The 24,823-nt window shown below is 34.5% G+C and carries 23 protein-coding genes and 1 pseudogene; 18 read left to right on the top strand and 6 right to left on the bottom strand.

Going from position 1 to position 24,823, the window contains the following annotated elements; genetic code table 11:
- Positions 1-97: 97 nt before the first annotated feature.
- A complete protein-coding gene (locus V2145_RS09030) occupies positions 98-553 on the bottom strand; it encodes a hypothetical protein (RefSeq protein ID WP_330987592.1) in 456 nt (151 codons plus the stop codon).
- Positions 554-962: 409 nt separating this feature from the next.
- Here V2145_RS09030 and V2145_RS09035 point away from each other — a divergent pair, with 409 nt between their 5' ends.
- The 3 genes from V2145_RS09035 to V2145_RS09045 all read left to right on the top strand — a co-directional run bounded on the left by V2145_RS09035 (position 963) and on the right by V2145_RS09045 (position 2,615).
- Positions 963-1,541: a GNAT family N-acetyltransferase gene (locus tag V2145_RS09035; RefSeq protein WP_311858130.1), complete on the top strand. Its 579-nt coding sequence runs from the start codon at positions 963-965 to the stop codon at positions 1,539-1,541.
- A 14-nt stretch (positions 1,542-1,555) separates the two neighbouring features.
- Complete coding sequence (locus V2145_RS09040; protein WP_330987593.1) at positions 1,556-2,047, top strand: hypothetical protein; 492 nt, start codon at positions 1,556-1,558, stop codon at positions 2,045-2,047.
- 145 nt (positions 2,048-2,192) lie between these two features.
- Complete coding sequence (locus tag V2145_RS09045; RefSeq protein ID WP_286175394.1) at positions 2,193-2,615, top strand: stage III sporulation protein AH; 423 nt, start codon at positions 2,193-2,195, stop codon at positions 2,613-2,615.
- A gap of 35 nt (positions 2,616-2,650) precedes the next feature.
- Here the strand turns inward: V2145_RS09045 and V2145_RS09050 are convergent, their stop codons facing one another.
- Both V2145_RS09050 and V2145_RS09055 read right to left on the bottom strand, forming a co-directional pair.
- Complete coding sequence (locus V2145_RS09050) at positions 2,651-2,815, bottom strand: hypothetical protein (protein ID WP_165932544.1); 165 nt, start codon at positions 2,813-2,815, stop codon at positions 2,651-2,653.
- A gap of 11 nt (positions 2,816-2,826) precedes the next feature.
- Positions 2,827-3,387: an AAA family ATPase gene (locus tag V2145_RS09055; RefSeq protein WP_131887613.1), complete on the bottom strand. Its 561-nt coding sequence runs from the start codon at positions 3,385-3,387 to the stop codon at positions 2,827-2,829.
- Between the two features lie 392 nt (positions 3,388-3,779).
- Between V2145_RS09055 and helD the strand changes: the two genes are divergently transcribed.
- The 4 genes from helD (at position 3,780) to V2145_RS09075 (ending at position 9,148) form a co-directional block, all read left to right on the top strand.
- Complete coding sequence (gene helD, locus V2145_RS09060) at positions 3,780-6,116, top strand: RNA polymerase recycling motor HelD (RefSeq protein ID WP_131887612.1); 2,337 nt, start codon at positions 3,780-3,782, stop codon at positions 6,114-6,116.
- 294 nt (positions 6,117-6,410) lie between these two features.
- Entirely contained in the window at positions 6,411-7,187 is a 777-nt protein-coding gene (locus tag V2145_RS09065; protein ID WP_330987594.1) for an SDR family oxidoreductase, read from the top strand.
- Between the two features lie 69 nt (positions 7,188-7,256).
- Positions 7,257-7,700, top strand: coding sequence for a cell wall hydrolase (locus V2145_RS09070; protein WP_311858136.1), 444 nt, complete (start codon positions 7,257-7,259; stop codon positions 7,698-7,700).
- 1,130 nt (positions 7,701-8,830) lie between these two features.
- Positions 8,831-9,148, top strand: a complete 318-nt coding sequence (locus V2145_RS09075; protein WP_311858138.1) for a winged helix-turn-helix transcriptional regulator — start codon at positions 8,831-8,833, stop codon at positions 9,146-9,148.
- Positions 9,149-9,352: 204 nt separating this feature from the next.
- Here V2145_RS09075 and V2145_RS09080 read toward each other — a convergent pair.
- The 3 genes and pseudogenes from V2145_RS09080 to V2145_RS09090 form a co-directional block, all read right to left on the bottom strand.
- Positions 9,353-10,203 (bottom strand): annotated as a pseudogene (locus tag V2145_RS09080) (RhaT/GlcU family sugar-proton symporter).
- 588 nt (positions 10,204-10,791) lie between these two features.
- Positions 10,792-11,427, bottom strand: a complete 636-nt coding sequence (locus V2145_RS09085; protein WP_311858142.1) for an FMN-dependent NADH-azoreductase — start codon at positions 11,425-11,427, stop codon at positions 10,792-10,794.
- 147 nt (positions 11,428-11,574) lie between these two features.
- The gene (locus tag V2145_RS09090) at positions 11,575-11,892 is read right to left on the bottom strand and encodes a winged helix-turn-helix transcriptional regulator (RefSeq protein ID WP_311858144.1); all 318 of its coding nucleotides are present in this window, start codon (positions 11,890-11,892) and stop codon (positions 11,575-11,577) included.
- Between the two features lie 553 nt (positions 11,893-12,445).
- Here V2145_RS09090 and V2145_RS09095 point away from each other — a divergent pair.
- From V2145_RS09095 to V2145_RS09145, 11 genes are all read left to right on the top strand, one after another.
- Positions 12,446-12,940: a hypothetical protein gene (locus V2145_RS09095; protein WP_330987595.1), complete on the top strand. Its 495-nt coding sequence runs from the start codon at positions 12,446-12,448 to the stop codon at positions 12,938-12,940.
- 186 nt (positions 12,941-13,126) lie between these two features.
- Positions 13,127-13,798, top strand: a complete 672-nt coding sequence (rpiA, locus tag V2145_RS09100; RefSeq protein ID WP_330987596.1) for a ribose-5-phosphate isomerase RpiA — start codon at positions 13,127-13,129, stop codon at positions 13,796-13,798.
- Positions 13,799-14,173: 375 nt separating this feature from the next.
- Positions 14,174-15,676, top strand: a complete 1,503-nt coding sequence (gene zwf, locus V2145_RS09105; protein WP_330987597.1) for a glucose-6-phosphate dehydrogenase — start codon at positions 14,174-14,176, stop codon at positions 15,674-15,676.
- A gap of 36 nt (positions 15,677-15,712) precedes the next feature.
- Positions 15,713-17,707, top strand: coding sequence for a transketolase (gene tkt, locus V2145_RS09110; RefSeq protein WP_330987598.1), 1,995 nt, complete (start codon positions 15,713-15,715; stop codon positions 17,705-17,707).
- Positions 17,708-17,808: 101 nt separating this feature from the next.
- Positions 17,809-18,702 (top strand): phosphogluconate dehydrogenase (NAD(+)-dependent, decarboxylating), encoded by an 894-nt coding sequence (gene gnd, locus V2145_RS09115; protein ID WP_311858150.1) that lies wholly within the window; start codon positions 17,809-17,811, stop codon positions 18,700-18,702.
- Positions 18,703-18,756: 54 nt separating this feature from the next.
- Positions 18,757-19,425, top strand: a complete 669-nt coding sequence (fsa, locus tag V2145_RS09120) for a fructose-6-phosphate aldolase (RefSeq protein WP_311858152.1) — start codon at positions 18,757-18,759, stop codon at positions 19,423-19,425.
- 204 nt (positions 19,426-19,629) lie between these two features.
- Entirely contained in the window at positions 19,630-20,967 is a 1,338-nt protein-coding gene (locus V2145_RS09125) for a glucose-6-phosphate isomerase (protein WP_330987599.1), read from the top strand.
- A gap of 176 nt (positions 20,968-21,143) precedes the next feature.
- The gene (locus V2145_RS09130; RefSeq protein WP_311858154.1) at positions 21,144-22,016 is read left to right on the top strand and encodes a pirin family protein; all 873 of its coding nucleotides are present in this window, start codon (positions 21,144-21,146) and stop codon (positions 22,014-22,016) included.
- Between the two features lie 306 nt (positions 22,017-22,322).
- On the top strand, positions 22,323-23,165 hold the full coding sequence (locus tag V2145_RS09135) for an N-acetylmuramoyl-L-alanine amidase (RefSeq protein ID WP_311858155.1): 843 nt from the start codon (positions 22,323-22,325) through the stop codon (positions 23,163-23,165).
- A gap of 137 nt (positions 23,166-23,302) precedes the next feature.
- Positions 23,303-24,244: a nuclease-related domain-containing protein gene (locus tag V2145_RS09140; RefSeq protein ID WP_311858156.1), complete on the top strand. Its 942-nt coding sequence runs from the start codon at positions 23,303-23,305 to the stop codon at positions 24,242-24,244.
- Positions 24,245-24,396: 152 nt separating this feature from the next.
- Entirely contained in the window at positions 24,397-24,801 is a 405-nt protein-coding gene (locus tag V2145_RS09145) for a GNAT family N-acetyltransferase (protein WP_330987600.1), read from the top strand.
- The last annotated feature ends 22 nt before the right edge of the window (positions 24,802-24,823 follow it).

The following is a 24,823-nucleotide window of genomic DNA, read 5'->3' on the forward strand; positions in this document are numbered from 1 at the left end:
ACGTTTAGCAAGCTTTCTTTTTAGGATAAGAGCAGCTGTTTGTTAAATTATTTTATGATATATTAAACAGCTAAAAGTTAGTTTATAACATGTTCGATTAATCAATTCTGTATCTTTCAGAACCAATTAGAATGTAGTCTTTTGTAGTGTATGAAAAAATCACATACTCATCGCAAACTTCGTAAGAGTATTCTTCAAGTGTATTGCTTTTTTGATCTATATAGTGCATGAAGGCGCGTTGGAAGTAACCGTTTTCAATCTTGATTTGTCCTAATCTGCACATCTCGTCATGTGTTTCCTCAAGCCATTTTGTGATTTGGTTATCTTTTTCTTTTCTTTCTAACAGGTGTTGAAATTTATCTGTAACATCATCAATCTGTTCTGTTTCCTTATTAAACATAAATAGCTTTTCCCTTGTAGAACGTAAAGAGTTTCTGTAGTTATGGATATTTTCAATTAAATAATCTTCCGCATTTTCTTGAACATAAATAGGGTAGCTACCTACTAACCCTTCTTCTTCTGTAAACAATACAAGGTAGTATAATTCAAACATTTAATCTCTCCCTTCAACTGTATCTTTTTCTTATTTCTTGAGCATTTTTCTCCTAGTTATTTATGAAACACTTTATATGTTATGAAAGCGTACAACGATACTATGCTTCGCAATTTATTTTCGGTAAAAGGTGAGCTATATGTATCATACAAAAAGGCTCATTTTTCTAAGAAAGGCTTGTACCTTTATTAAAAGATGAATAAAATGGAAAATAATTAATATTTTGTATCTTCGACCGAAGGTAAGGTTGAGGAAAAAGCTATTCGGGCTGGTTGCGCTTGCCTTTAGAATAGCGTTATTATTTTCTTCTTTAACGAATATAAAGTTCAGCTTGCTAATGCTAGCCAAACTAATAAAGAGATTGAATTAAATCAAAGAATTTTATTTTATAACCAAGGAAGTGATTAAAGTGAATCCAGTTTTATTTGATTTTCCAACCGAATTCTATACAGAAAGACTTTTTATTAGAATGCCGCTTCCTGGAGATGGAAAACTCATGGCTGAAGCGGTAAACTCATCAATCGAAGAATTTAAGCCATGGCTACCGTTTGCTCAAGAAAAACAAACGGTTGAAGAAGCAGAAGCACATATTCGAAAGTCTCACGCAGAGTTTCTACAAAGAACGAATTTACAGCTTCTAGTTTTCTTAAAAGACACAGATGAGCTTATTGCTTCATCAGGATTGCACCGTATTAATTGGGATATACCAAAATTTGAAATTGGCTATTGGCTCGATTCTCGCTTTAGTGGAAAAGGATATATGACAGAAGCAGTTGAAGGAATTGCTGCCTTTGCGCTTAAAGAGCTACATGCAAAAAGGCTAGAAATTAGATGTGACGCTAGAAATAAAAAAAGCCGGGCAGTAGCGGAAAGAGTAGGGTTTAACCTAGAAGGGATTCTTGAGAATAGTGCCATGGCAGTTGATGGATTAGAGATAAGAGATACGTGTGTTTATGCAAAGGTCATTAAAAATAAGTCGGGAATGTAGAAAGAGAACAAGTGATGAAAATTAGAACAATGTTCTCCTTAGCGTCTCTATGCATATTACTTATCCTAGGTGCTTGCAGTGTAGCAACAAATAATCTAGAAACAGAGATGGAAGTTCATTCAGAAATAAATAGCTTATCAGATGAAGAATTTAGTCATATAGGGACAACCGGTTTAAATGATGCTTCAAAAGAAGACTTTCGTAAATTTTCTTTTACTTTTTTATTAGAAGGACCAGAAGAAATTTCAAATATAAAGATCGCGATACCTGATTTTAAGAAAACCATCGATTCCATAGATGGCAAACGCTATTGGTACGGTGAAGGTTCTGGGGAAGAAAACAATGAGAAGATGACTAGAGAATTTGTTTTTTATTCTAAAGGATTAACGAATGAACAAATAAAAGCAGCATTCAAATCTGTCGAGGTGAATGCTAAATGGAAAACGATAGACAAAGAGGAGAAAGAAAAAACGATAAATTTAGAGGATATTTTGAAATTTAGATAAAGGTCAAATGGAATCTTATTAGTACTGATGTTTATGGTCAAGCCAACACAGCGATTGAAGATAAGAAAAACGCTAGGTATCTGAAACTCAATCATACGAAGTGATATTTTTAGCGTATAGAAGGTAACAAGTAGGAGGGGTCCTTATGCTGATGATTACAGAAGATGTTAAGGGGAAAAAGTACAAAGCATTAATTGACTTATTACTAAGACATTGCGATCGGTTTGCTTTTGTTGAAAATAGGCAGTTGATAGAGTATGAAGAAGAGTGGTTGGCCTATATAAACAATTTAACAGAAGGCATTGCCGAGCACTTCATAGAAAGAAAGATTCAGCAGGAATGGGAGACCACAAAGTTGTCAGAGGGTTCAGCATACGTTTTTTATTATCATTTCAATAATGCTACTAAGCAGTTTTTAAAAGAATATAGCAACTCGCTTTTTAACTGGATTAGTCCTGACCTCCCAGAAGACCTGCAGTTTTATAGAGATGATACATGCATGCTTGCTGTATGTTCACATGAAGGTTTCTTTTTAGTCGATGAATCTTTATGGGAGATATTTGATTAGTCTATTATAAAAATACAGAAAAAAAAGACGCTACTTCAAGCGTCTTTTTTATCCAATAAATGTTTCAGCACAATGATTAACAGCATTAAACCTACAAAAGTTCCTGAGTCATCAACCTCCATATGAAAGAAGGTAGGTGCAATAAAAAAATTAACAACAAATATTAATGATGCAAGAGCTAATAGAATGTTATAAATCATTCATTTCTCCTTCAGTACAATTGAAATTTTTCTTGAATTAATTGAGCTACTTCCTCAGCGCTTAAATTTGTATTGTTGATCCGTACATAGTTTTCTCGCTGTATTTCTCCAGTTTTGGAATTTAATCGGTGTTTGTTCATCGTTTCTTTGAGTTCTTGCTCTGACCACTCTACATTTCTTTTTGTTGGCTTATGCTGGAGTCTGTTTGGCGTTTTGTTTCGGTCGATTCTTTCGTTAAGATCCGCTTCTAGCTCCACAAAATATACCGTACCGCCTTTTGATTCAAAAATGTCGCATACTTCTCTGATAAAATTCCAATCGCTTTGCATATCAAACGCCCATACATAGGTAAAGATTATACCTTTTGCGTCACTTTTTGAAATCGATTCAAAGATTTCTTTACGGAACAAATCTACTAATCTCCACATTTCTTCGTTGAATTGAAACAAAGGAGCAAGAAGTTCAATGGTCATATGATTATGAAACAGCTTCAGTCCCGTGTTTCTTTCTAATTGTTGTCCTACCGTCATTTTCCCTACTGCTTGGGGTCCAAATACGAGAATGAACTTCATCTAGTTCTCCTTTCCATTGTAAGTTTACTAAATTATCATTATATACATTTGGTAAATTTTATCATAAATAAACAAACAGCGGAAGAAGAAATTCCAACAACTAACAATGTATCCCAGGGAGGGATTATACGAACTTCAATTAAGCGTAATAGCAAAGCATCTTAACAACTACAGCTTCTGCTTAACTCAAAAAAGCATAAAAAAAGGATAAAGGTATTTAACACCTTCATCCTTTGAGTTATATTTCTGCTGAACATCTTGAAAACAAAACAATTTCATGATAAATTAGTATAGATGCGTATCTACAACTATTATTAATTATAATATTTCCTACTATAATTATAATATAAAATCGATGCGCTAGTCAACTATTTTTTTAAGGGGTGTTTGCGATGGGTTCAGAACTTCAGCAGGAACAAAAACGCGTAGATGGTATCATGAAAAGAATTAACGCAGAAATAAACAAGCTAGAAGAAGAGACGACAAAGCGTAAAGAAGAAGTCATTCATATCCGCAAGCACTTTTGGGATGAGGTTAAGGTAAACACAGATACGTTTGATGATTATCTTGAAACGATTATTGGGTTACGCCAAGAAGCTCAGGCGCTATCAGTAACTCAAAGTACACATAAACATTCCTCTAAGCGATTATCCACGTTGCATCGGATGAAAGAGCTCCCTTACTTCGGCCGTATTGATTTTACAGAAGAAGGAGATTCAGCTCCTGAGAGCATTTATATTGGAATTGCTGCTCTTAATGATCAAACTGGAGATGATTTTTTGGTTTACGATTGGCGAGCGCCTATTTCAAGCGTCTATTATGATTATCAGCCTGGACCGGCTCATTACATGACTCCAGGCGGTATGATTCAAGGTGTGCTTGAAAAGAAATGGCAGTATCTTATTCGTAACGGGATCATCCAATCCATGTTTGATACAAGTTTGACCATTGGAGATGAAATCTTACAGCAGGTTTTAGGTAAAGGTACGGATAAGCAAATGCATAATATCGTTGCGACAATTCAAAAAGAACAAAATAAAATTATTCGTCACGATAAAGGAAGGTTATTGATTGTTCATGGGGCAGCTGGAAGCGGAAAAACCTCGGCAGCTCTGCAGCGAATTGCGTATTTATTATATAAATACCGAGATCACATCAATGCAGATCAAATTATTCTATTTTCACCTAACTCTATGTTCAGTAGCTATGTTTCAAACGTACTACCAGAGCTTGGAGAAGAAAATATGCAGCAAGTAACGTTTCAAGAGTACTTAGATCACCGCTTAAGTAAAGCATTTCAAGTAGAAACGCCTTATGAACAGTTAGAATACGTTTTAACAGCAAAGAAGACATCTTTCTATCAAGCGAGGCTTGCAGGCATACGTTTCAAAGCATCTACACGCTTTTTTGAAGCTGTTCAAACTTACAGAAAGTCGCTTGAATCAGAAGGAATGCTGTTTAACGACGTGGTGTTTAGAGGAAAAGCTGTTGTAACAGCAGGAGAAATAGTAGAACGATTTTACAACTTTGATACCTCTCTCCGTTTTCATAACCGACTTGAAAAGTTACGAGATTGGTTATTGAAGAAGTTAGCTGACTTTCAAAAAACAGAAAGTAAAAAGCCGTGGGTTCAAGACGAAATTGAGCTTCTAAGCAATGAAGACTATCATAAAGCACATGCGTATTTAGCTAAAAAACGCGGGTTTAAGAGAGAAGACACCGCTGATTATGATATGGAGCCACAAGCGCTTGCAAGGCTGATTGTGCGTCAAAAGCTAAAACCGCTTCGAAGCAAAATTAAAGAGCTGCAGTTTATTGATTTTATTGGCATATACAAACAACTTTTCACAAATTCTCTTGAAATAACGAAACACTTAAAAGGCAAGGTGCCTGATGACTGGTCTGACATTTGCGGAATTACAGTCGATGCATTAGAGAAAGATAAGCTTTTTTATGAAGATGCTACGCCATTTTTACTTTTAAAAGAAATTATTGAAGGCTTTCAAATAAATAGCGCTATTAAGCATATCGTCATTGATGAAGCGCAGGACTATTCTCCGTTTCAGTTTGAGTTTTTGAAGCGTTTATTTCCAGCTGCACGAATGACGGTACTTGGTGATTTCAACCAGGCTATTTTTGCTCATGCAGATGAAAATACCGATTTTAAGATGTTAACGCACCTCTACGGCGTAGAACAAACGGAACTGATCAACATTACGAGAAGTTATCGATCCACAAAACCAATCATTGAATTGACAAGAAGGCTTGTGCCTAACGGAGAAGGCATTGTTCCGTTTGAGCGTGAAGGGAAACGCCCTGCTCTTACACAGCTGCCAGATTATGATGAACTCCACCAAGCAATTGCGTCAAAGGTTGATGAATTCAAGAGTGAGGGTTATCACAGTATTGCGATTATCTGCAAGTCTGCAGAAGAAAGCGCATCTGCGTACTTATCTTTAGCTAGCATTAAAGATCTGAAGTTGTTAAAAAGCAACTCTCTTGAGTATGAGCAAGGAGTAGTAGTGGTTCCTGCGTACTTATCAAAAGGAATTGAATTTGATGCCGTTATCATCTACAACGCATCAGAGAAAGTCTACGCTGAAGAAAGTTTACGCCGTACTTTTTACACAGCTTGCACAAGAGCCATGCATGATCTTCACCTATACAGCGTAGGGAAAGCAAGTCCGTTTTTAGACAAAGCCCTTCTTGAAAGAGCGCTTGACGCTTAGGGCAATAAAAGATATTTACTTCTTCTAAATATTGGGTTATGATGGAATTATCATGGAGATATATGGAAGGAGCATAATGCAGATGGCTGGCATTCAATAATGGTTAATTAACAAAATGAATAGACAAATTCCCTTTTTTTACGAAAGGGTTGTTTTTCATTGTTACCATTATAGGATACGCCTAAGCTTATGTATGAGAAGACAAAAGAGCGGGTGCCTATTAGCATCTGCTTTTTTTGTTAGTCCATATCTCCAATCGTACGTTGGTTGGCGCGTCCGTAAGGAGATGCAAATATGTCTAGATTAACAAACAAAATTGCTGTTATAACAGGAGCAAGTCGAAGCAAAGGGATAGGCTCAGCCATTTGTATAGAGCTAGCCAAAGTGGGGGCAGATATCTTCTTTACTCACTGGTCTCCTTATGATCGACAAATGGACTATTTTGAAGAAGAAGATACAAGTTGGTCAAAAGAGTTAGTAACCGAAATTAAAAAATATGGCGTAAGATGCGAAGCGCTGGCACTTGATTTATCTAAACCTGATGCACCAGCAAAGCTTCTTGACGAAGTTCAAAAGCGACTTGGGACACCGTCTATTTTAGTGAATAATGCCACTCATTCCATTGACGTAGACTTCCGGAATCTAAATGCAGAAGTCCTTGATAACCACTATGCAGTAAACGTGCGAGCCACTTGTCTTTTAACCGCTGAATTTGCGCGGAGATTGGACGGCCAACATAGCGGTCGAGTCATTAATATGGTATCCGGACAAGATAAATCACCTGAACCAGGAAACCTTGCATATATCGCAACAAAAGGTGCAGTATCTACATTTACAAAATCAATCGCGATTGAACTTGCTTCTTTAAATATTACGGTAAATGCTGTAGATCCTGGCCCAACCGATACAGGATGGATGAATGAAGAGTTAAAGCGAACTTTACTACCTCGCTTTCCAATGGGAAGAATTGGTGAACCTACTGATGTGGCAAAACTTATTGTCTTTTTAGCTAGTAATGACGCAGCATGGATTACCGGACAAATTATTCACTCTGACGGTGGTTTTTTGTAAATAAATCAATTTCCTTGTCCGCTAACATCAATTTTGGCATTTTTTCATACTATAGATTGAGGTGAGACTATGCCAAGAGTTCAGTATAAGGATTCAGACGTTGCATTAATGGCTAGAATGATGCGAGCGGAAGCAGAAGGTGAAGGACAACAAGGGATGTTGTACGTTGGAAATGTCATTGTAAACCGACTAAAAGCTAATTGCATCGACTTTAAAGGGCTACGAACAATTCCGCAGGTTATTTATCAAGTGCAAGGAGGAAACTATTCCTTTGAAGCTGTTCAAAAAGGAAATGTTTTTTATCAACGAGCAAGAAGTGCAGAGAAAAGATTAGCTAAGAAAACGCTTGATTTTTGGCGTGAGCACCCTGCGAAATATGCGCTTTGGTATTTCAACCCATACGCTCCATGTCCTCCAACTTGGTACGATCAGCCATTTGCAGGACAATATAAAAACCACTGTTACTACGAGCCGCAGCCGAATACGTGTGATAGTGTGTATACAGGGGCGTAAAGTTCATTTAAGAAAAAAAGAGTTCATCTTCTGTAGACTTTAGAGATGAGCTCTTTTTCGTTCTATACTTGTTAATATGGGACTTCTTCTAGCAAACTTACTATACTCATCATTAGTGAACTATCCACCAACTAATTAATCTTGCACAATTATTAATTTATGTTTTATAATAAAAAACATATTGCTTTCAAAAACAATTTTCATTAATTACTATTAGTTTTGTTTATAAAATGTCACAAACCTAAGTGCTAGAATTTAGTTTTTGCTCTTTTGATAGAGCACTATTTAAACAATTATCATTAAATTTACCATGTTGCAATGTATTTAATGAGCTTCTTAAAGTATTTTAATTAGTGGTATAAAATGATTGTAGCAAAATAAGTTTTACTTTAGGATCAGCCTTCTAAAAGGTGAATCTAGTGTGGGAGATACTCAATAGAAGATAAAATATCGTTTTTTTAACAACTAACTCATTGAACTTCCTAAATAATTTATGAGTGAACTCTTTTGGTTTTTGGACAGTTTTTTCCTGTTGAAACATTTGGTTTTTAAATATTTCATACGCTACGTTAAACACGCAGCCAAGTGCTTATTTAATTTTCACTTTACTCAGATGAAAATTAATTGTATGACCTTTAAAATCACTGGTACCATAAATCGCAATGCTTTTCATTCACTCTCCAAAGTTTGTACGCTGGATTAATAGGAGACGTACTCGCTTATCTAATGCTGGTCCACATTGATGGACCCAACATACAACAGCGCTGGTAGCCATCAGCACTCCTCATTCTTATATCATTCCAACAAGTCACGAAAGCTTAGTCTGTACTGAAGATAGTCTCTTTAAGAGTTACAAAAGAATATCAGTATATACAAGTTCTGGAGCTTAATTGCAAGGTTCTTGAATTCTTGTAACCAAAAACGTAACTTATACACAATAACAACTAAATTACGGTACTTAGTTATAAAGGGAAATACAAATAATTTCTTTTTTATTCCTATTACTTTTATTATTTTAACTCTCTTTATCAATCTGGAAGAATTAAATTGCCCATACACTTTACCGTTTTTTGATACAATAAATACATAAGTTGTTTTTTGTCTATATTAATTGAAGGGAGATGTGTAATATGGAGGAATCAAAAGGATTACATCCTAAAGTAGAAAAGAGCTTCGAATTAATTGGAAAAAAATGGACAGGTTTAATTATTTATGTTCTAATGAGTGGACCAAAACGATTTAATGAACTAAATGAAAGTATACCATCTTTAAGTAGACGATTATTAACGGAACGTCTTAAAGAATTAGAAGACCAAGGAATAGTTGTGCGTAACGTTATTCCGGGTCCCCCTATACGTTCTGAATACTTCTTAACTCAAAAGGGAATAGCTTTAGGGGAAATATTAGGACCAATTAGTGAATGGGCTGAAAGTTGGGTTAAAGATTAATTTTTAAGTAACCTTTAAAAAAGAAAGAGTACTTTAGGAACTGCTCTTCAATTAAAGAAAGAACAATAACAAGATAAAACAGTAGCTAAACGCTTCTAAAATCGCAGAAACAAAAAAGACCCCGAATTTTTATCAAGGTCTTTTTAGCTTTAGTTTAATTTATTAATTCCTTTCATATACTCTTATATTTATAGATATATATTATTAGCTTTTAGCTATTCCAAGTAATACACCACCCGCAATGATAAGAATAATCCCGATTGTAATGGAAATAAGTTGACGTTTTGATTTTTTTCTCCTAATAAGAAGATCCCCCCAAGGGTTGAAATGACAATTCCCATTTGTGACAGTGAAAAACTTGTGGCTACTCCAACCTTTGGCTGGGAGATAAATAAAAACATGTTACCTGCAGCCCAAATTAGGCCTGGGATAATATTTCGAATAGCATATTTATTAAAAGGTTTGTGTTTATAAGTAAGTACAATGCCTCCAATTACCATACCAATTGCTTGAGGAAATAATGCTGACCAGCCGTCCACATTAAATAAACGAGCGCTAACTACGTATACTAAATATCCAATCGTTGAAATAACCAGTGTAAAAATCGCTTTTTTAAATTGTCCTGCTTGCTCTTCATTTTTTTTGCTCTCTAGAGATGTTAATACAATTCCTATTACAATAAAAATGAGAGCTAGTATTCCCAACAAAACAGTAGAAGTAGTTGACCATTCACGGAAAACAACAACACCGAATAAGGTCGTCGATACCAGTTGCATACCTGTTGATATAGGCATTGTTTTAGAAACGCCAATATAGTCAATTGTTTTTAACTGATTGCTTTGACCAATAGCCCAAAATAAACCAGAAATAACCCCTATAATAAAAGTAAGGGGGGTTAAGATGGGATGAACTACTAAATAAATGACTATTGAAAAAATTAGTGCTCCCATTGTAGTTCCAAGTGTTTGACTATATGGGCCGCCGCCTAATTTAACGTTGAATAATACAATACTCCCCCAAAAAATAGCTGGAAGAATAGCTAGAAGAATATCCATTTAATTTAAACCTTCTTTCCTAAACTCTTTAAATATTTATAAAGCGTTGTGTTCACTCTTGTCACTTTATGTTACTTATAGTAACTAGGTTTATAAAAATAGTCAACTTATTAATCTTTGAATAGAGTAGATATAAATCATATATTATATATGAAGACAAACAAAAAACTCCGGCAATTAAGTTACTGTATTATTTACATAGTTTTGATTAAATAATTAAATAGCTCTAATATAAAAAACACATCTAGGTAAAGGCTAGGATGTACCTAAAGCTTCTAGTGCAGCACTTGAAACGGGAGGGTTATATTGGTATTATGATCAATTTATTTTGGGATGCATCTCCATATAAAAGGACAAGTAGTAATTGGGGCATAAGTCAGAAGAAATGAAAGTATAAGGGAATGCTCCAGCAAAAGAGGTTGTTCATAAATTCTAATAAATAAAAGAAACTATAATTAAAAAAAGAACCTCTATGTACTCATAGAGGTTCTTTTTCAGGCTGTTAAAGAATTATGTTCTTAGCATCTTTTTTAAAGATTAGCGCTTGATATATAAAAATATAAATCAGTTTGTATATAAAATTAGATTTTAAAAATTCTTTGCTGCTTCTTTAGCTTCGATAATCGCTTTTTCCTTAATCTCTTGTGCTTGTTCAGGAAACTTTGCCTGGCCTTCTATAATTATCCCTTTGAAAGAGGATACACCAAAGAAATCCATCATAACTTCCAGGTAAGAGTGCCCCATTTCTCTATTAACTTCTGGCCCTTCTGAATAAATATCTCCACGTGCTTGTATATGGAGGGCTTTTTTTCCTGTTAATAAACCACTCGATCCTTCTTTGCTATATTTAAAGGTCTTACCTGATACAGCTATTGCATCAATATATGTTTTCATAATAGCTGGAATTGAGAAGTTCCACATAGGTGTGACAAATACATATTTATCAGCTAATAAAAATTGTGCACCTAGTTCAGCTAAACGTCCTACTTTTTCTCTTTCACTAGATGACAGCTCATTAAAAGAAATACCTGAACGAAGTTTTTCCCATCCGCTAAAAACATCAGCATCGAGATAAGGGATATCAGCTTTATACAAATCTAAATGAACAACTTCATCATTTGGATTTAGCCTTTTATACAATTCGATAAACTCACTTCCTACTGCCATGCTGTAAGAATGATCTTTATCAAGAGGATGTGCAGTAATATAAAGAAGATTTGACATATATTTTTCCTGCCTTTCTTAATATACCTTTTTTGAAATTTTTCTTATAGCTGTATTTCATTACTTTATACTAACTTCAATACATTGCCTATCTTTGAAGTTTTTCAATTCATTTTATATAATTTAAAACTCGTTTCGCTGGCTAATTTAATCATTCACCCAACTTTCAGCCCACTGACTAATAGGTCCAAGAATTTTGCCAAGTTCTGTGCCTTTTTTAGTCAATAAATATTCTGAGCGTATAGGTCGTTCCGGTATGACATGGCGTATAACTATTCCGTTCTCTTCAAGTTCTTTGATTCGTTCTGTAAGAACGCGATTGCTTAAAACTGGAATCATTTCGTTTAATTCACTAAAGCGTTTAGGCCCACTCATTAGAACGTAAATAATTAAACCTGTCCACCTTTTTCCAATTAGTTCAAAACTCTTCTCTACCTTAGGGCATAACTCTTTTTGGTTTTCCATATATTTAACCTCCTTAAAGTTAATTTAAATGTATAAATCAACGTATATATTTATTGTAACTATCAAAAGGTCTACAATGCATATTATATCAAAAATGATTTGCAATAGAGAATAAATGTTATTTTAAATAACTTTAAAGTTAAAAAGTAACTATTCACTATACAAGAATGCTTCATTTAATAAAAAGAAGAACGTATTAATTTAAATGCCGTTTTCAATGAAACAACAATATCTAATAGCATAATTTGCAAAGTATGAACTTAAGAATTAAGAGAATGATACTGTGATTGAAGGTTTTTAGCGGTTTGATAATCCGTGATTAAATTATTTATAACAATGTAATAAGTGAAGTAACAATTAATTTCTTGACAAAAGTCTAATATAGGAATATTATCAGTTACATAAAGTAACTAAGGTTATTAATGTTACTATTAGTTATAAATTATAACTTGTTGTTTATAATGTTGTTATTATGCAACATTATAAATTGAGAAAGATATCTAGAAAAGATATGAAAATCATATAAATAATTTTTTTAGAAAGAGGCGTGAAAATGAATACCATAGATGCAAGGGTACTTGAAACAAGTCGTGGTTTGGAAGTTTATTTAGATGTAATGGGAAATGTTGAAGTAAGTGAAATTCATTCTCCTACTTCAGATAATTATTTTTATGAGATTATTTTAGGAATTAACTATTTTCTTTTAGGAGAGAAAAAATACTATGCAAATCAAAAACATTATTTTGGCATTACAATGAGTGATGACTATAACACAATTACATTAAGAGATCCTGATACAGAAAGTTTATTTGCAGTGAAAACTGCGGCTGAAAAACAGGCTACAAAAGAGTTAATCGGAGATTGGCTAATTGAAACAGAGGCTTTCAAACAAGCGGTAAGTGAAATGATTAAACGAGAGAAAGACAAAGATGTGCAGACAGAAGAAGATATAAAAACAGTTTTAGGAACTATAAAATTTTTAGATAAGTTAAGTCAATTTAAACGTGGAGATTTAGGAGAAGTTTCAATAGAAGGAGAGAACGTTTAATTTACTGAAGCAAAGCATAATGTAAAGAAAAATAATGTTTATTTAATTTAATTAGTGAATCACCTATTAAAAAAACCGAGTATATCTATAGGTTAAGTTATATAAAAGTCCGGTAGGTAGGTAAGATGTAGAATATAATGTTTTTATAATAACACTCAATGCAGAGATATGAAAGGAGGTGGGAATGTGAACGAAAAACAGATAATTGGTGAAAAAGCAGTAGATTTTGTAGAAGATAATATGGTAGTGGGATTGGGGACGGGATCAACGGTCTTTTATACAATTCGTAAACTTGGACAATTAGTTAAACAAGGACTTCATATTACAGGAATTCCTACTTCTATTCAAACGGAAGAATTAGCAACAAAGTTTGGGATTCCTATTTCTAAATTTGAGGATGTTGAGCAGATTGATATAGCTATTGATGGGGCTGATGAAGTTAGTTCTGAACTAGACCTTCTTAAAGGTGGTGGTGGTGCCCTTCTAAGAGAGAAAATCGTTGCTAGAGAAGCTAAGACTTTTATAGTTGTGGCGGACTCATCTAAGTTAGTTCAAAAATTGGGATCATTTCTTCTTCCAGTTGAAGTAATTCCTTTCGGAGTTGGAGTGACTAAAAAGAATATTTATAGATTGGGAGGAAACGTTAATCTCCGTGAGTCAAAAGGCAAGCCTTTTAAGACTGATAACGGTAACTACATCCTTGATTGTTCTTTCTCTGATATTTTATCCCCTAAAGTCTTAGAGAGAGAACTTAATATGATTCCTGGTGTTGTTGAAAACGGATTATTTGTAGAAATGGCTGACACTGTTATTACAGTAGATCAAGAAAATAATGTTGTTATTAAAAAGCGTATATAAGAAAAACGTAGTTTCAGATTCCTATCTTTTCAAATTAAGCAACCAAATTTTAAAAAAAGTAAAGGACGATGGAACAGAACACTACAACTTGTTAATGATTTTACCTTTAGTAACTAAGTATATATATTGTGCTTTAAATAAGACCAAGAGATGGTTTTTATTTCTGTCTAATTATATAAAAAAACATTAGTTTAAAAGGATTTAAATCGAATGCGTTTAACTTGACGAAGCATAAATTAAAAGTTATTATAGTTACATAAAGTAACTTATGTAATAAAAGATATCTAAGTAATTACTTTTAACATCTTTTACTTTTGAACTAATTAGTACTTACACCACGAGAAAGATAGCTTTAATCAAAAAGGAGGAATAAAAATGGAATCGATGACCTTTGTCTTATATGGAGCAACAGGCGATTTAGCCAAAAGAAAAATTTTCCCTGCTCTATATAATTTATATATGGATCAAAAAACACCTCAAACATTTTCTATTATTGGTCTAGGTAGAAAAGAAATGTCTGATAATGAGTTTCAAAATTATGTGAAAGAATCTATACAAACATTTTCAAGACGTTTAATAAATGATCATTTTAAGGTAGAAGAATTCATTAAAAACTTTCGCTATAGTAAATTAGACGCTACCGATATTAAAGACTATAGAAAGTTGTTAAACCTTGTTCAACGACTTGAAGAAGAATTGAATATTCCTCAGAACCGAATGTTCTATCTATCTGTTGCCCCAGAGTTCTTTGATGTTATTGCCTTAAACATTAAGAAAAGTGGATTAGGTACTACACAGGGGTGGAAGCGTCTCATTATTGAAAAACCATTTGGACACGATTTGGAATCTGCTCGTAATCTAAATAACAAACTAAGCGAAGCTTTTAAAGAAGAAGAAATTTATCGAATTGATCACTATCTTGGAAAACCTATGATTCAAAACTTAGAAGCTTTGGAGTTTGCAAATCCTATTCTTCAATCTTTATGGAACAATCAATATATAGCCAATGTTCAAATCACAGCGAGTGAAACAGTTGGCGTCGAGGAGAGAGCTGGCTATTATGATCAGGCAGGTGCCATTCGTGATATGGTTCAAAATCACATGTTACAAATGGTAATGATGACAGCAATGCATTTACCTAAACAAATTAGTGCAGACGACATTCGAGAAGAAAAAAAGAAAGTAATTGAATCTCTTCGCCCAGTCAAGAAAGAGGACGCCTATTTACACGTCGTTCGAGGTCAGTATAACAGAGGGGAAATTGATGGTAACTCGGTTGTAGGGTACTTAGAAGAACCTGGGGTAAGCGGCTCGTCTCAAAACAATACTTTTGTAGCTGCTCGTTTGTGGATTGATAATCCGTTTTGGGAAGGAGTGCCATTCTATATTCGCACAGGGAAACGAATGAAAGAGAAATCGACTCGTATTGTAATTGAGTTTAAAGATTCACTAAAAGATTTATATGTGGATCAAAATGAGGACGTCGAACCAAACCTTTTAATTATTGAAATTAATCCAAATGAAAATATCTCTCTTCAGCTAAATAGTAAAAACCCATTAAATAATGGGAAAATGGAGCCTGTAAGAGTGAACTTTTCGACTGAAAGTAAGGGGGTACCAGAAGCCTATGAAAGACTAATTTTTGATGCATTTCGTGGGGATTCTACGTTTTTTGCTCATTGGAAAGAAGTTGAATTATCTTGGAAATGGGTGCAACCAATTCTGGAAGCTTTTGAAGAAAATCTCTTACCTCTTCATTCATATTTATCAGGATCCTATGGACCAGAGGAGGCTAATCGTTTACTAAAAGAAGATGGATTTAAGTGGTGGCTTGATTCAGAAGTTGTTAATAACCCAAATACAATTGTATCTATCTAAATAAGAACCCAAACAATTACTAGGAGGAAAATTTCCGTGAATCATAATATTAAAACATTAGCTGTAAACACTATTCGAACATTATCTATAGATGCAATTAATAGTGCTAATTCTGGCCATCCAGGTCTTCCAATGGGTGCTGCTCCAATGACATATGCACTATGGGCAAATCACTTACATCATAATCCTGAGAACGCAAAATGGTTTAACCGAGATCGTTTTGTTCTTTCCGCTGGACACGGTTCTAGTTTGCTATATAGCATGCTTCACCTTAGTGGATACGATGTAACAATAGATGATTTGAAGAATTTTCGTAAATTAAACAGCAAAACGCCTGGTCATCCGGAATTTAGTCATACAGATGGTGTTGAGGCAACTACAGGTCCTTTAGGACAAGGAATTGCTAATGCTGTTGGAATGGCTATGGCAGAAGCACATTTAGCTGCAAAATTTAATAAAGAAAAATTCCCTATTATCGATCACTATACGTATACTTTGGTAGGTGATGGAGATTTAATGGAAGGAATTTCTTATGAAGCCATGTCGATGGCTGGTCATATGAAGCTTGGTAAACTTATTGCATTATACGATTCTAATGATATCTCATTAGATGGCGAATTAAACCTGTCTTTTTCAGAAAATATTCAAAAACGAGCTGAATCTGTAAACTGGCAGTATTTACGAGTAGAAGATGGAAATAGTGTAGAAGAGATTACTAAAGCAATTAAATTAGCTAAACAAAATACAGATCAACCGACTCTTATCGAAGTTAGAACTATTATCGGTTATGGTAGTCCAAAAGTTGCTGGAACAAATAAAGCTCATGGTAATCCATTAGGCGAAGAAGAAGCAAAAGCAACAAAACAAGCGTATGGTTGGCCATACGAAGAAAAATTCTTTGTTCCACAGGAAGTTAAAAGTCATTTTGAGCAGCTAAAGAAACAAGGTATGACAAAAGAGGAACAATGGAATCAGTTATTTGACTCTTATAAAGAAGCGTATCCTTTATTAGCGAATGAACTAGATAGTGCTATAAAGGGAGAAGCGTTAATTGAAGTAAAAGATATTTTAACTTTTGATACAGAAAAATCTATTTCAACTCGTGTTGCCAGTGGCGAATCCATTAATCACTTTATTAAACTTGTTCCGTCTATATTTGGAGGAAGTGCAGATTTGTCACATTCAACGATGACAGATATAAGAGATGAAGGGCCATATACACCTGGATATTTCGGGAACCGAAATGTTTATTTCGGAGTACGTGAACATGCAATGGGAGCCGCAGGAAACGGAATGGCTCTTCACGGTGGAGTAAAACCATTTGTCAGCACATTCTTTGTTTTTAATGACTACTTACGTCCATCTATTCGCCTAGCAGCATTGCAAAAGCTACCTATCACATATGTATTTACACATGACTCTATTGCTGTTGGAGAAGACGGGCCGACTCATGAGCCAATAGAACACTTAGCTGCTCTTAGAGCAATTCCTGGACTTACAGTTATACGTCCATCTGATGCTAATGAAACTGCAAGTGCTTGGACATATGCGTTGCAGCAGAATGAAGGACCTGTGGCTTTAGTTCTTAGCCGTCAAAATTTACCTGTTTTCGAGGAGACAAAAGGAAACATTGAGAATCTTTCTAAAGGTGCATATATTCTAACTGAAACGAACGATGCTCCTGACATTATTTTAATTGCTACAGGTTCAGAGGTATCGTTAGCCGTAAATGTAAAAGCACAATTAGAGCTTGAAAATGTATCTGTTCGTGTCGTAGCTATGCCTAGCTGGGAGCTCTTTGACGCACAATCAAGAGAATACCAAGAGCGTATTCTTCCTACATCCGTTTCAAAACGTATTTCTTTAGAGATGGGGATTTCTCTAGGGTGGGAACGCTTTGTAGGTCCAAATGGCAAAGTTTTATCCATTGAAACATTCGGTGCTTCAGGAACAGGTGCTGAAGTAATGAAGTTATTTGGATTTAGTGAAGAGAATGTTACTAAAGTTGCAAACAATTTATTAAAAGCATAATAACAAGAGCAGGTAGAAGTAAAGACATCATTCTTTCTTCTATCTCTCACTAAATATAGAAAATATATAAAACTAAATGATATTTACAGGAGGAGATTACTGTGCAAGTAGGATTAGTTGGTTTAGGAAAAATGGGGATCAATCTAGGGCAAAATTTATTGGATCAACATCATGATGTTGTAGCATTTGATGTGAATCCAAATGCAGTTGAAAAAATGATAGAGTATGGAGCTACAGGTGCATTTACTTTAAAGGAGCTGGTTTCTTCTTTAAAAGCCCCCCGTGTACTTTGGGTAATGGTTCCCCATACTGTTGTAGATTCAGTTATCAGTGAAGTAACACCTTTATTAGAAAAAGGAGACATTATAATTGAAGCTGGTAACTCTCACTATAAAGAGTCCGTTAGACGGTACAATGAACTAAAAGAGAATAGTATTCATTTTATGGATGTTGGAACATCAGGTGGAATGGCAGGTGCTCGAAATGGGGCTTGTTATATGATTGGAGGAGATCCTGAAGCCTGGGCAATCGTTGAACCAATTTTCTGTGATACAGCAGTAAAAGATGGTTATTTTTATGCTGGTAAAGCAGGAAGTGGTCACTTCTTAAAAATGGTGCATAATGGAATCGAATACGGAATGATGGCTGCAATCGGTGAAGGGTTTGAGGTGCTTGAAAAAAGCGAATTTGACTATGATTACGAAAAAGTAGCTAGAGTGTGGAATAATGGTTCTGTTATTCGTTCATGGCTTATGGAGTTAACAGAAAATGCGTTCTCTAAAGATGCAAACTTGGATAGCATTAAAGGGATTATGAATTCTTCAGGTGAAGGAAAATGGACCGTAGAAACAGCTTTAGATCTTCAAACAGCTACACCTGTTATTGCGATGTCTCTACTTATGCGCTATCGTTCTCTTGAAGATGATACATTTACAGGAAAAGTAGTATCAGCTCTCCGCAATGAATTTGGCGGTCACGCTGTAGAAAAAAAATAATTATGATAAATAACACATACATTAAACGAAAATTATTCATGGAGGAATGAAACGATGAAATTTTTTATTGATACAGCAAACCTTGAGGATATAAAAAAAGCATATAAAATTGGTGTTCTATCTGGCGTTACAACTAACCCATCTCTAGTAGCAAAAGAAGGCGTTAAGTTTGAAGATCGGATTGAAGAAATCTTAAAAACAGTGCCTGAAGTAGAATCAGTATCGGCAGAAGTAACACCCGATGCTGTAACAGCTGAAGAAATGATTGAGCAAGCTGAAAAACTAATTAAGATTAACGGTGGCGACCAAAACATTACAATTAAGCTTCCAATGACTATTGCTGGGTTAGAAGCAACACGTTACCTTACTAAGAAAGGTGTAAAAACAAATGTAACACTTATTTTCACGGTAAATCAAGCGCTTCTAGCAGCTCGTGCAGGAGCAACATACGTATCTCCATTCCTAGGACGTCTAGATGATATCTCAGAAGATGGTGTTCAATTAGTTGCTAAAATTGCTGAATTATTCCGTATGCAAAATATCGATTCTCAAATTATCGCAGCATCTGTAAGACATCCAGATCACGTTACTCGTGTAGCTTTGGCTGGTGCACATATTGCCACAATTCCTTACTCAGTTATTGAACAACTAGTAAAACATCCTTTAACTGATCAAGGTTTAGAAAAGTTTGCAGCTGATTGGAAAAATACTGTTCACAACTAAAAAGATTTAATTTTAAGTAAGTAACAAATAAAGAATGTTAATCTACTCATTATAAGTCACTAGTATAGAATATTTACAAAAAGGTTACTCACCTTCTCTGAATGAAGCTTTTTATCTATACAAATTAATGAATGTGCATTCTGTTTGCTATTCAATGTACGTATATAGAGGATAATTACTCTTATTGTAAAGGAGAAATACTATATGACGATTTCTTTCAATTATTCGAATGCAAAACCTTTTATGCAACAAAAAGAGATAGATAGTTTAAGTCAATTTGTACAAGTTGCTCATTCCATGCTTCATGAAAAGACAGGACCTGGATCAGATTTCTTAGGATGGGTAGATCTACCTATCACTTACAATAGAGAAGAATTTTCTCGTATTAAAGAAGCTGCTAAACGAATTCGTAGTAATTCTGATGCTTTAGTTGTTATTGGTATTGGTGGGTCTTACTTAGGGTCAAGAGCTGCAATTGAAGCGCTATCACATACTTTCCATAATCAAATGGATGATTCGACTCAAATATATTTCGCTGGGCAAAACATCAGCTCTACTTACGTATCGCACCTATTAGAGTTATTAGAAGGAAAAGATATTTCTATTAATGTTATCTCTAAATCTGGTACTACAACCGAACCTGCTATTGCTTTTCGTATCTTCCGTGATTATATGGAAAAAAAATATGGGAAAGACGCAGCTAGAAAACGTATTTATGTAACTACGGATCAAGCAAATGGAGCACTTAAGCAATTATCAGACGAAGAAGGTTACGAAACCTTTGTCATTCCTAATAATGTAGGAGGCAGATATTCCATACTTACTGCAGTAGGATTATTACCTATTGCTACAGCTGGGCTTAATATAGACAAAATGATGGATGGAGCAGCTTCCGCAGCTAAAAAGTATAACAACCCTGACATTCTAACGAATGAAAGTTATCAATATGCAGCTGTAAGAAATGTGCTTTATAGAAAAGGGAAACTAATTGAACTGCTAGTTAACTATGAACCTTCCCTTCATTATGTTTCTGAATGGTGGAAACAATTGTTTGGAGAAAGTGAAGGCAAAGATCAAAAAGGTCTTTTTCCTGCCTCTGTTGACTTTACAACCGATCTTCATTCTATGGGGCAATATGTTCAAGAAGGTCGCCGTGATTTATTTGAAACAGTGGTTCAAGTAAAAAAGGCTCGTATTGAACTAACGATTGAAAAAGACCCTTCTAATATTGACGGATTGAATTTCCTAGCTGGAAAAACAATGGATGAAGTGAATAAAAAAGCATTTGAAGGAACTGTCCTAGCTCATGTAGATGGAAATATACCAAATTTAGTTGTTGAATTAGATGAACTAAATGAATTTACATTTGGAGAAATGGTTTATTTCTTTGAAAAAGCTTGTGCAATTAGTGGATTATTACTAGGTGTAAATCCCTTTGACCAACCAGGTGTTGAAGCTTATAAAAAAAATATGTTTGCTTTACTAGGTAAACCTGGCTTTGAAAAACAAAAATCTGAACTAATAAGACGCTTATCAAAATAAAAACTTAAATATAACGCTCTTATCAGTAAAGTAAAGTGTAACTATAGTGCTGATAAGAGCGTTTTACTTTAATGAGCACCTGTCTAAATCAAATTCTAAAATGAAAAGATTGAAATTTCAATTTAAGAAGGATGAGATCTACTGTGCACAAATTATTGTTAAGGATGTGAGAAGATATGGATTATGGCAAAAGGAAGGTATTTCAAAGAGATGTAAAAGATAGCTGGTATGTTGAATTTAATATGAAAAGATACCCTCACATACAACAAGGTTGGGTTTTACCACCTGAACGACAAGCAGATTTTGATCCCTTTATATTAATGGCAGATGATTGGTTTAAAAGAGGAACATTTTCTGATCATCCTCATCGTGGTTTTCAAACAATAACTTACGTTATAGATGGAAGGTTGGAACATATTGATAATCATGGCGGCCATTCTATTCTAGATGCTGGTGATGTTCAATATATGAATGCTGGCTGGGCAGCTAGACATGCAGAAGAAGCTGTAGATAATGACCTTATTCATACATTACAACTTTGGTTAAACTTACCTGAATCACTAAAGCATACAGAAGCTGCATATCAAAATATCTATTTAGAAAATGCTCCAGTTGTACCTTTTAAAGGTGGAAGTATTCGAGTTTATTCAGGTGAAATTGCAGGTGTAAAAGGGCCTTTAAATAGTTTAGTACCTGTTACAATGACAGAAATTTATTTAGATAAAGATGCAACGTACTCACACATTTTACCCGGTAATCATAATGCATTTTTATATGTCCTAGCAGGTGAAATAGAAGTTGGAGAAAGTAAAACCGTTCTAGGTAAAACCGGAGTCGCTACTCTTACATTTGAAGATGAAAATAAATTACGTAAAAGTATTCTAAACCTCAGAGCAAAATCAAGATCAAGAATATTAGTCTATTCTGGAGAACCAATTCGTGAAAATGTTGTAGCACGTGGACCTTTTGTTATGAATACAAAGGAAGAAATACATCAAGCATTTGAAGATTTTCAAAACGGGTTGTTTGGACCACCAGCTGTACGTTAAGATTTGATTGTCGGAAACAAACTTCCGTTAAAATATTCCGAAAATTAAAGTGTTCTATATGATATTAAATTATAATTCTTTTATGAAGACTCTAAGAAACAAACGATTTAAAAGCGATTAAGTCACTTGTTTCTTAGAGGTTTTTTTATTATACAATTAATTTTTAATAAACAAATAATTCTACAAATAATCCAGACATAAGATAGATACCGTAAATATGTATCGAAAAAAATAGTCTATAGGCTTGTATCCGTTACCAAATCTTCCATTTCTCATAAGCTAATAGAGAAGGGAGAGACAAGTCATATGAAAAAGATTTATCTTGATGCCGGCCATGGCGGCACGGACTCAGGTGCAGTCGGTAATGGCTTATTAGAAAAAAATCTTGTTTTAAAGCTTCAGCAATACATGATTAGCTTTTTAAACGCAAACTTTGCTGATTTTACGCTCCAAACTACGCGTACAACGGATACGTTTTTAAGTTTGTCAGAACGCGCTTCTAAAGCGAATGCTTGGGGAGCCGATGTATTCATGTCTATTCACGTAAACGCTGGTGGTGGTACAGGTTATGAGGATTACATTTACAATGGATCCGTCAGCTCAGCAACTATTAACTATCGCAATCGCGTTCATGAGCAGGTAGTTCCTGTATTATCAGCTTACAACCATACAAATCGAGGTAAAAAAGCAGCAAACTTTGCGGTTTTACGCTTAACAAATATGCCAGCTGTTTTAACTGAAATTGCGTTTATTGATACGACTAAGGATGCGAACTTTCTAAAAAACGAAGCCTTCTTACAAGCAATGGCAAATGCATATGCAAGAGGAATTGCAGTGTATTTAAATTTGCCAGTTCGCCAATCAACAGTTTATACAATTCAAGCAGGGGATACATTCTATAAAATTGCAACTATGTATAACATTACTGTTGAAGCACTGCAAAATGCCAATCCTGGTGTTAACCCAACTACTCTACAAATTGGGCAACAAATCTATGTTCCTGTGCGCACATATATAGTAAAAGCAGGAGATACACTGTATAAAATCGCAGGGATGTATAACGTAACGGTTCAACAAATTCAAGCAGTAAATCCGGGCATTGACCCATCAGCGCTTCAAATTGGGCAACAAATTAGGATTCCTTCATAAAAAAGTAGAAAAAGGGCTTATCTTTAAGCTCTTTTTCGCTTATAATAGCGCTTTAGAGTAGGTGTTTAGGTTCATTTTTTTTGAATCTCTTTTTATAGACGGAAAAAAATTCTATAATAGATATAAGGAGGAGAGGTATGTACATTGTTTATATTATTGGCACGATTTTAATTCTAGGGTTAATAACGACTTGTATTTACCTTTATCGCCGAAATGTACAAGTCGAAGAGAAGTATGTTACTCAATTGGAGCTAGCACAAAAAGAAGCGGCAGTTTCAATTGCTGCTTGTGAAGAAGAATACAAACAAAAGAAACAAGCTGACTTAACAGAGAAAGAAGAGCATTATAAAAATATTATTAGAGATTTACGAGAAAAGCATACGGCTCAGCTAATTAAATCGACGAAGTATATAAAAAGCTTGGAAGCTTTTTCAAAAAATAAAGGTGAAATCGTTATTCATAAAACCTTAACAACATTACAAACAAACTTAATTCATAAAAATAAAATCACAGCTGATGACATGATCATTATGGGCAATGTTTTTATGCCTTATTACATGAACGAACAACTATTTATTCGACAAATTGATCATGTTGTTTTAATGAAAACGGGGATTTATGTAATTGAAGTGAAGAACTGGAGCGGAGATATTCTTTATGGCGTTCGAAAAGACCAGATGCATGAGCTATCATTCTTAGTAGATTCACTATCCAGTCGGGTAGCTCGCACTGAAGAGCAAACCTTTTTATTTACGAAAACAAGTGAAGGTGAGATAAAAGTAATAAGTAAGCCCCACCCTGGAAAAGAAGTTCACCAGCACGCGGCTAGTTTAAAGGCTTACTTGCAAAAATTACGTCGTGATATACCTGTGGTAACACCAATCGTTTATTTTAACGGTGATTATAATACAAGTGTAAAAAACTACTCACAAAGTCACTCACTTTGCTTTTCTACCAAAGATGACCTGTCCATCTTTTTCACTGAACAACTACAGAATCAGCCTATCTATACAACTGAGGATTTAAAGATGTTTAAAGAAACGCTCGAAAAGGCAAGTTATCATTTTATTCATTCTTAATTGTCAAAACGACTATGGCTTACTAAGATAAAAGAGTAGTGTACGTACTTAGTAGTTATATTCGCTAAACTTAAAAGAAAACACCTAAAATAGTTTATGTGAAAAGTGCTTTTATAAGCACTTTTTTTTCATCTTGAAAGGTTGGGAAGCAAGTGGATATTTGTCGTATTTCAAAAGAAGAAACCTGGGAACTTAGACAGCGCGTTATGTGGCCAGATAAGGATATCGAGTATGTGAAAATAGACAACGATCATGAAGGAATTCATTATGGCCTATTTGATCATAATGAGCTTTGTTCAGTAGTTTCTCTTTTTGTCCAAGGTGATAGAGCTCAGTTTCGTAAATTTGCGACTGATACAAACCGTCAAGGAAAAGGCTATGGCACGTATTTACTAAATTACGTTATAAATGAAGCAAAAGAGATGAATGCAAAATTAATTTGGTGTAACGCCAGAAAGAATAAGGCTAATTACTATAAAAGGTTTGGGTTAACTCCTTCTAACGAAACGTTTCAAAAGTGTGGTGTCGACTATGTTATTATGTCGAGACACCTATAATTTTGTTTAATTTTGAAAAAAT

This window comes from Priestia sp. GS2, from assembly GCF_036409025.1.
Classification (GTDB): domain Bacteria; phylum Bacillota; class Bacilli; order Bacillales; family Bacillaceae_H; genus Priestia; species Priestia aryabhattai_A.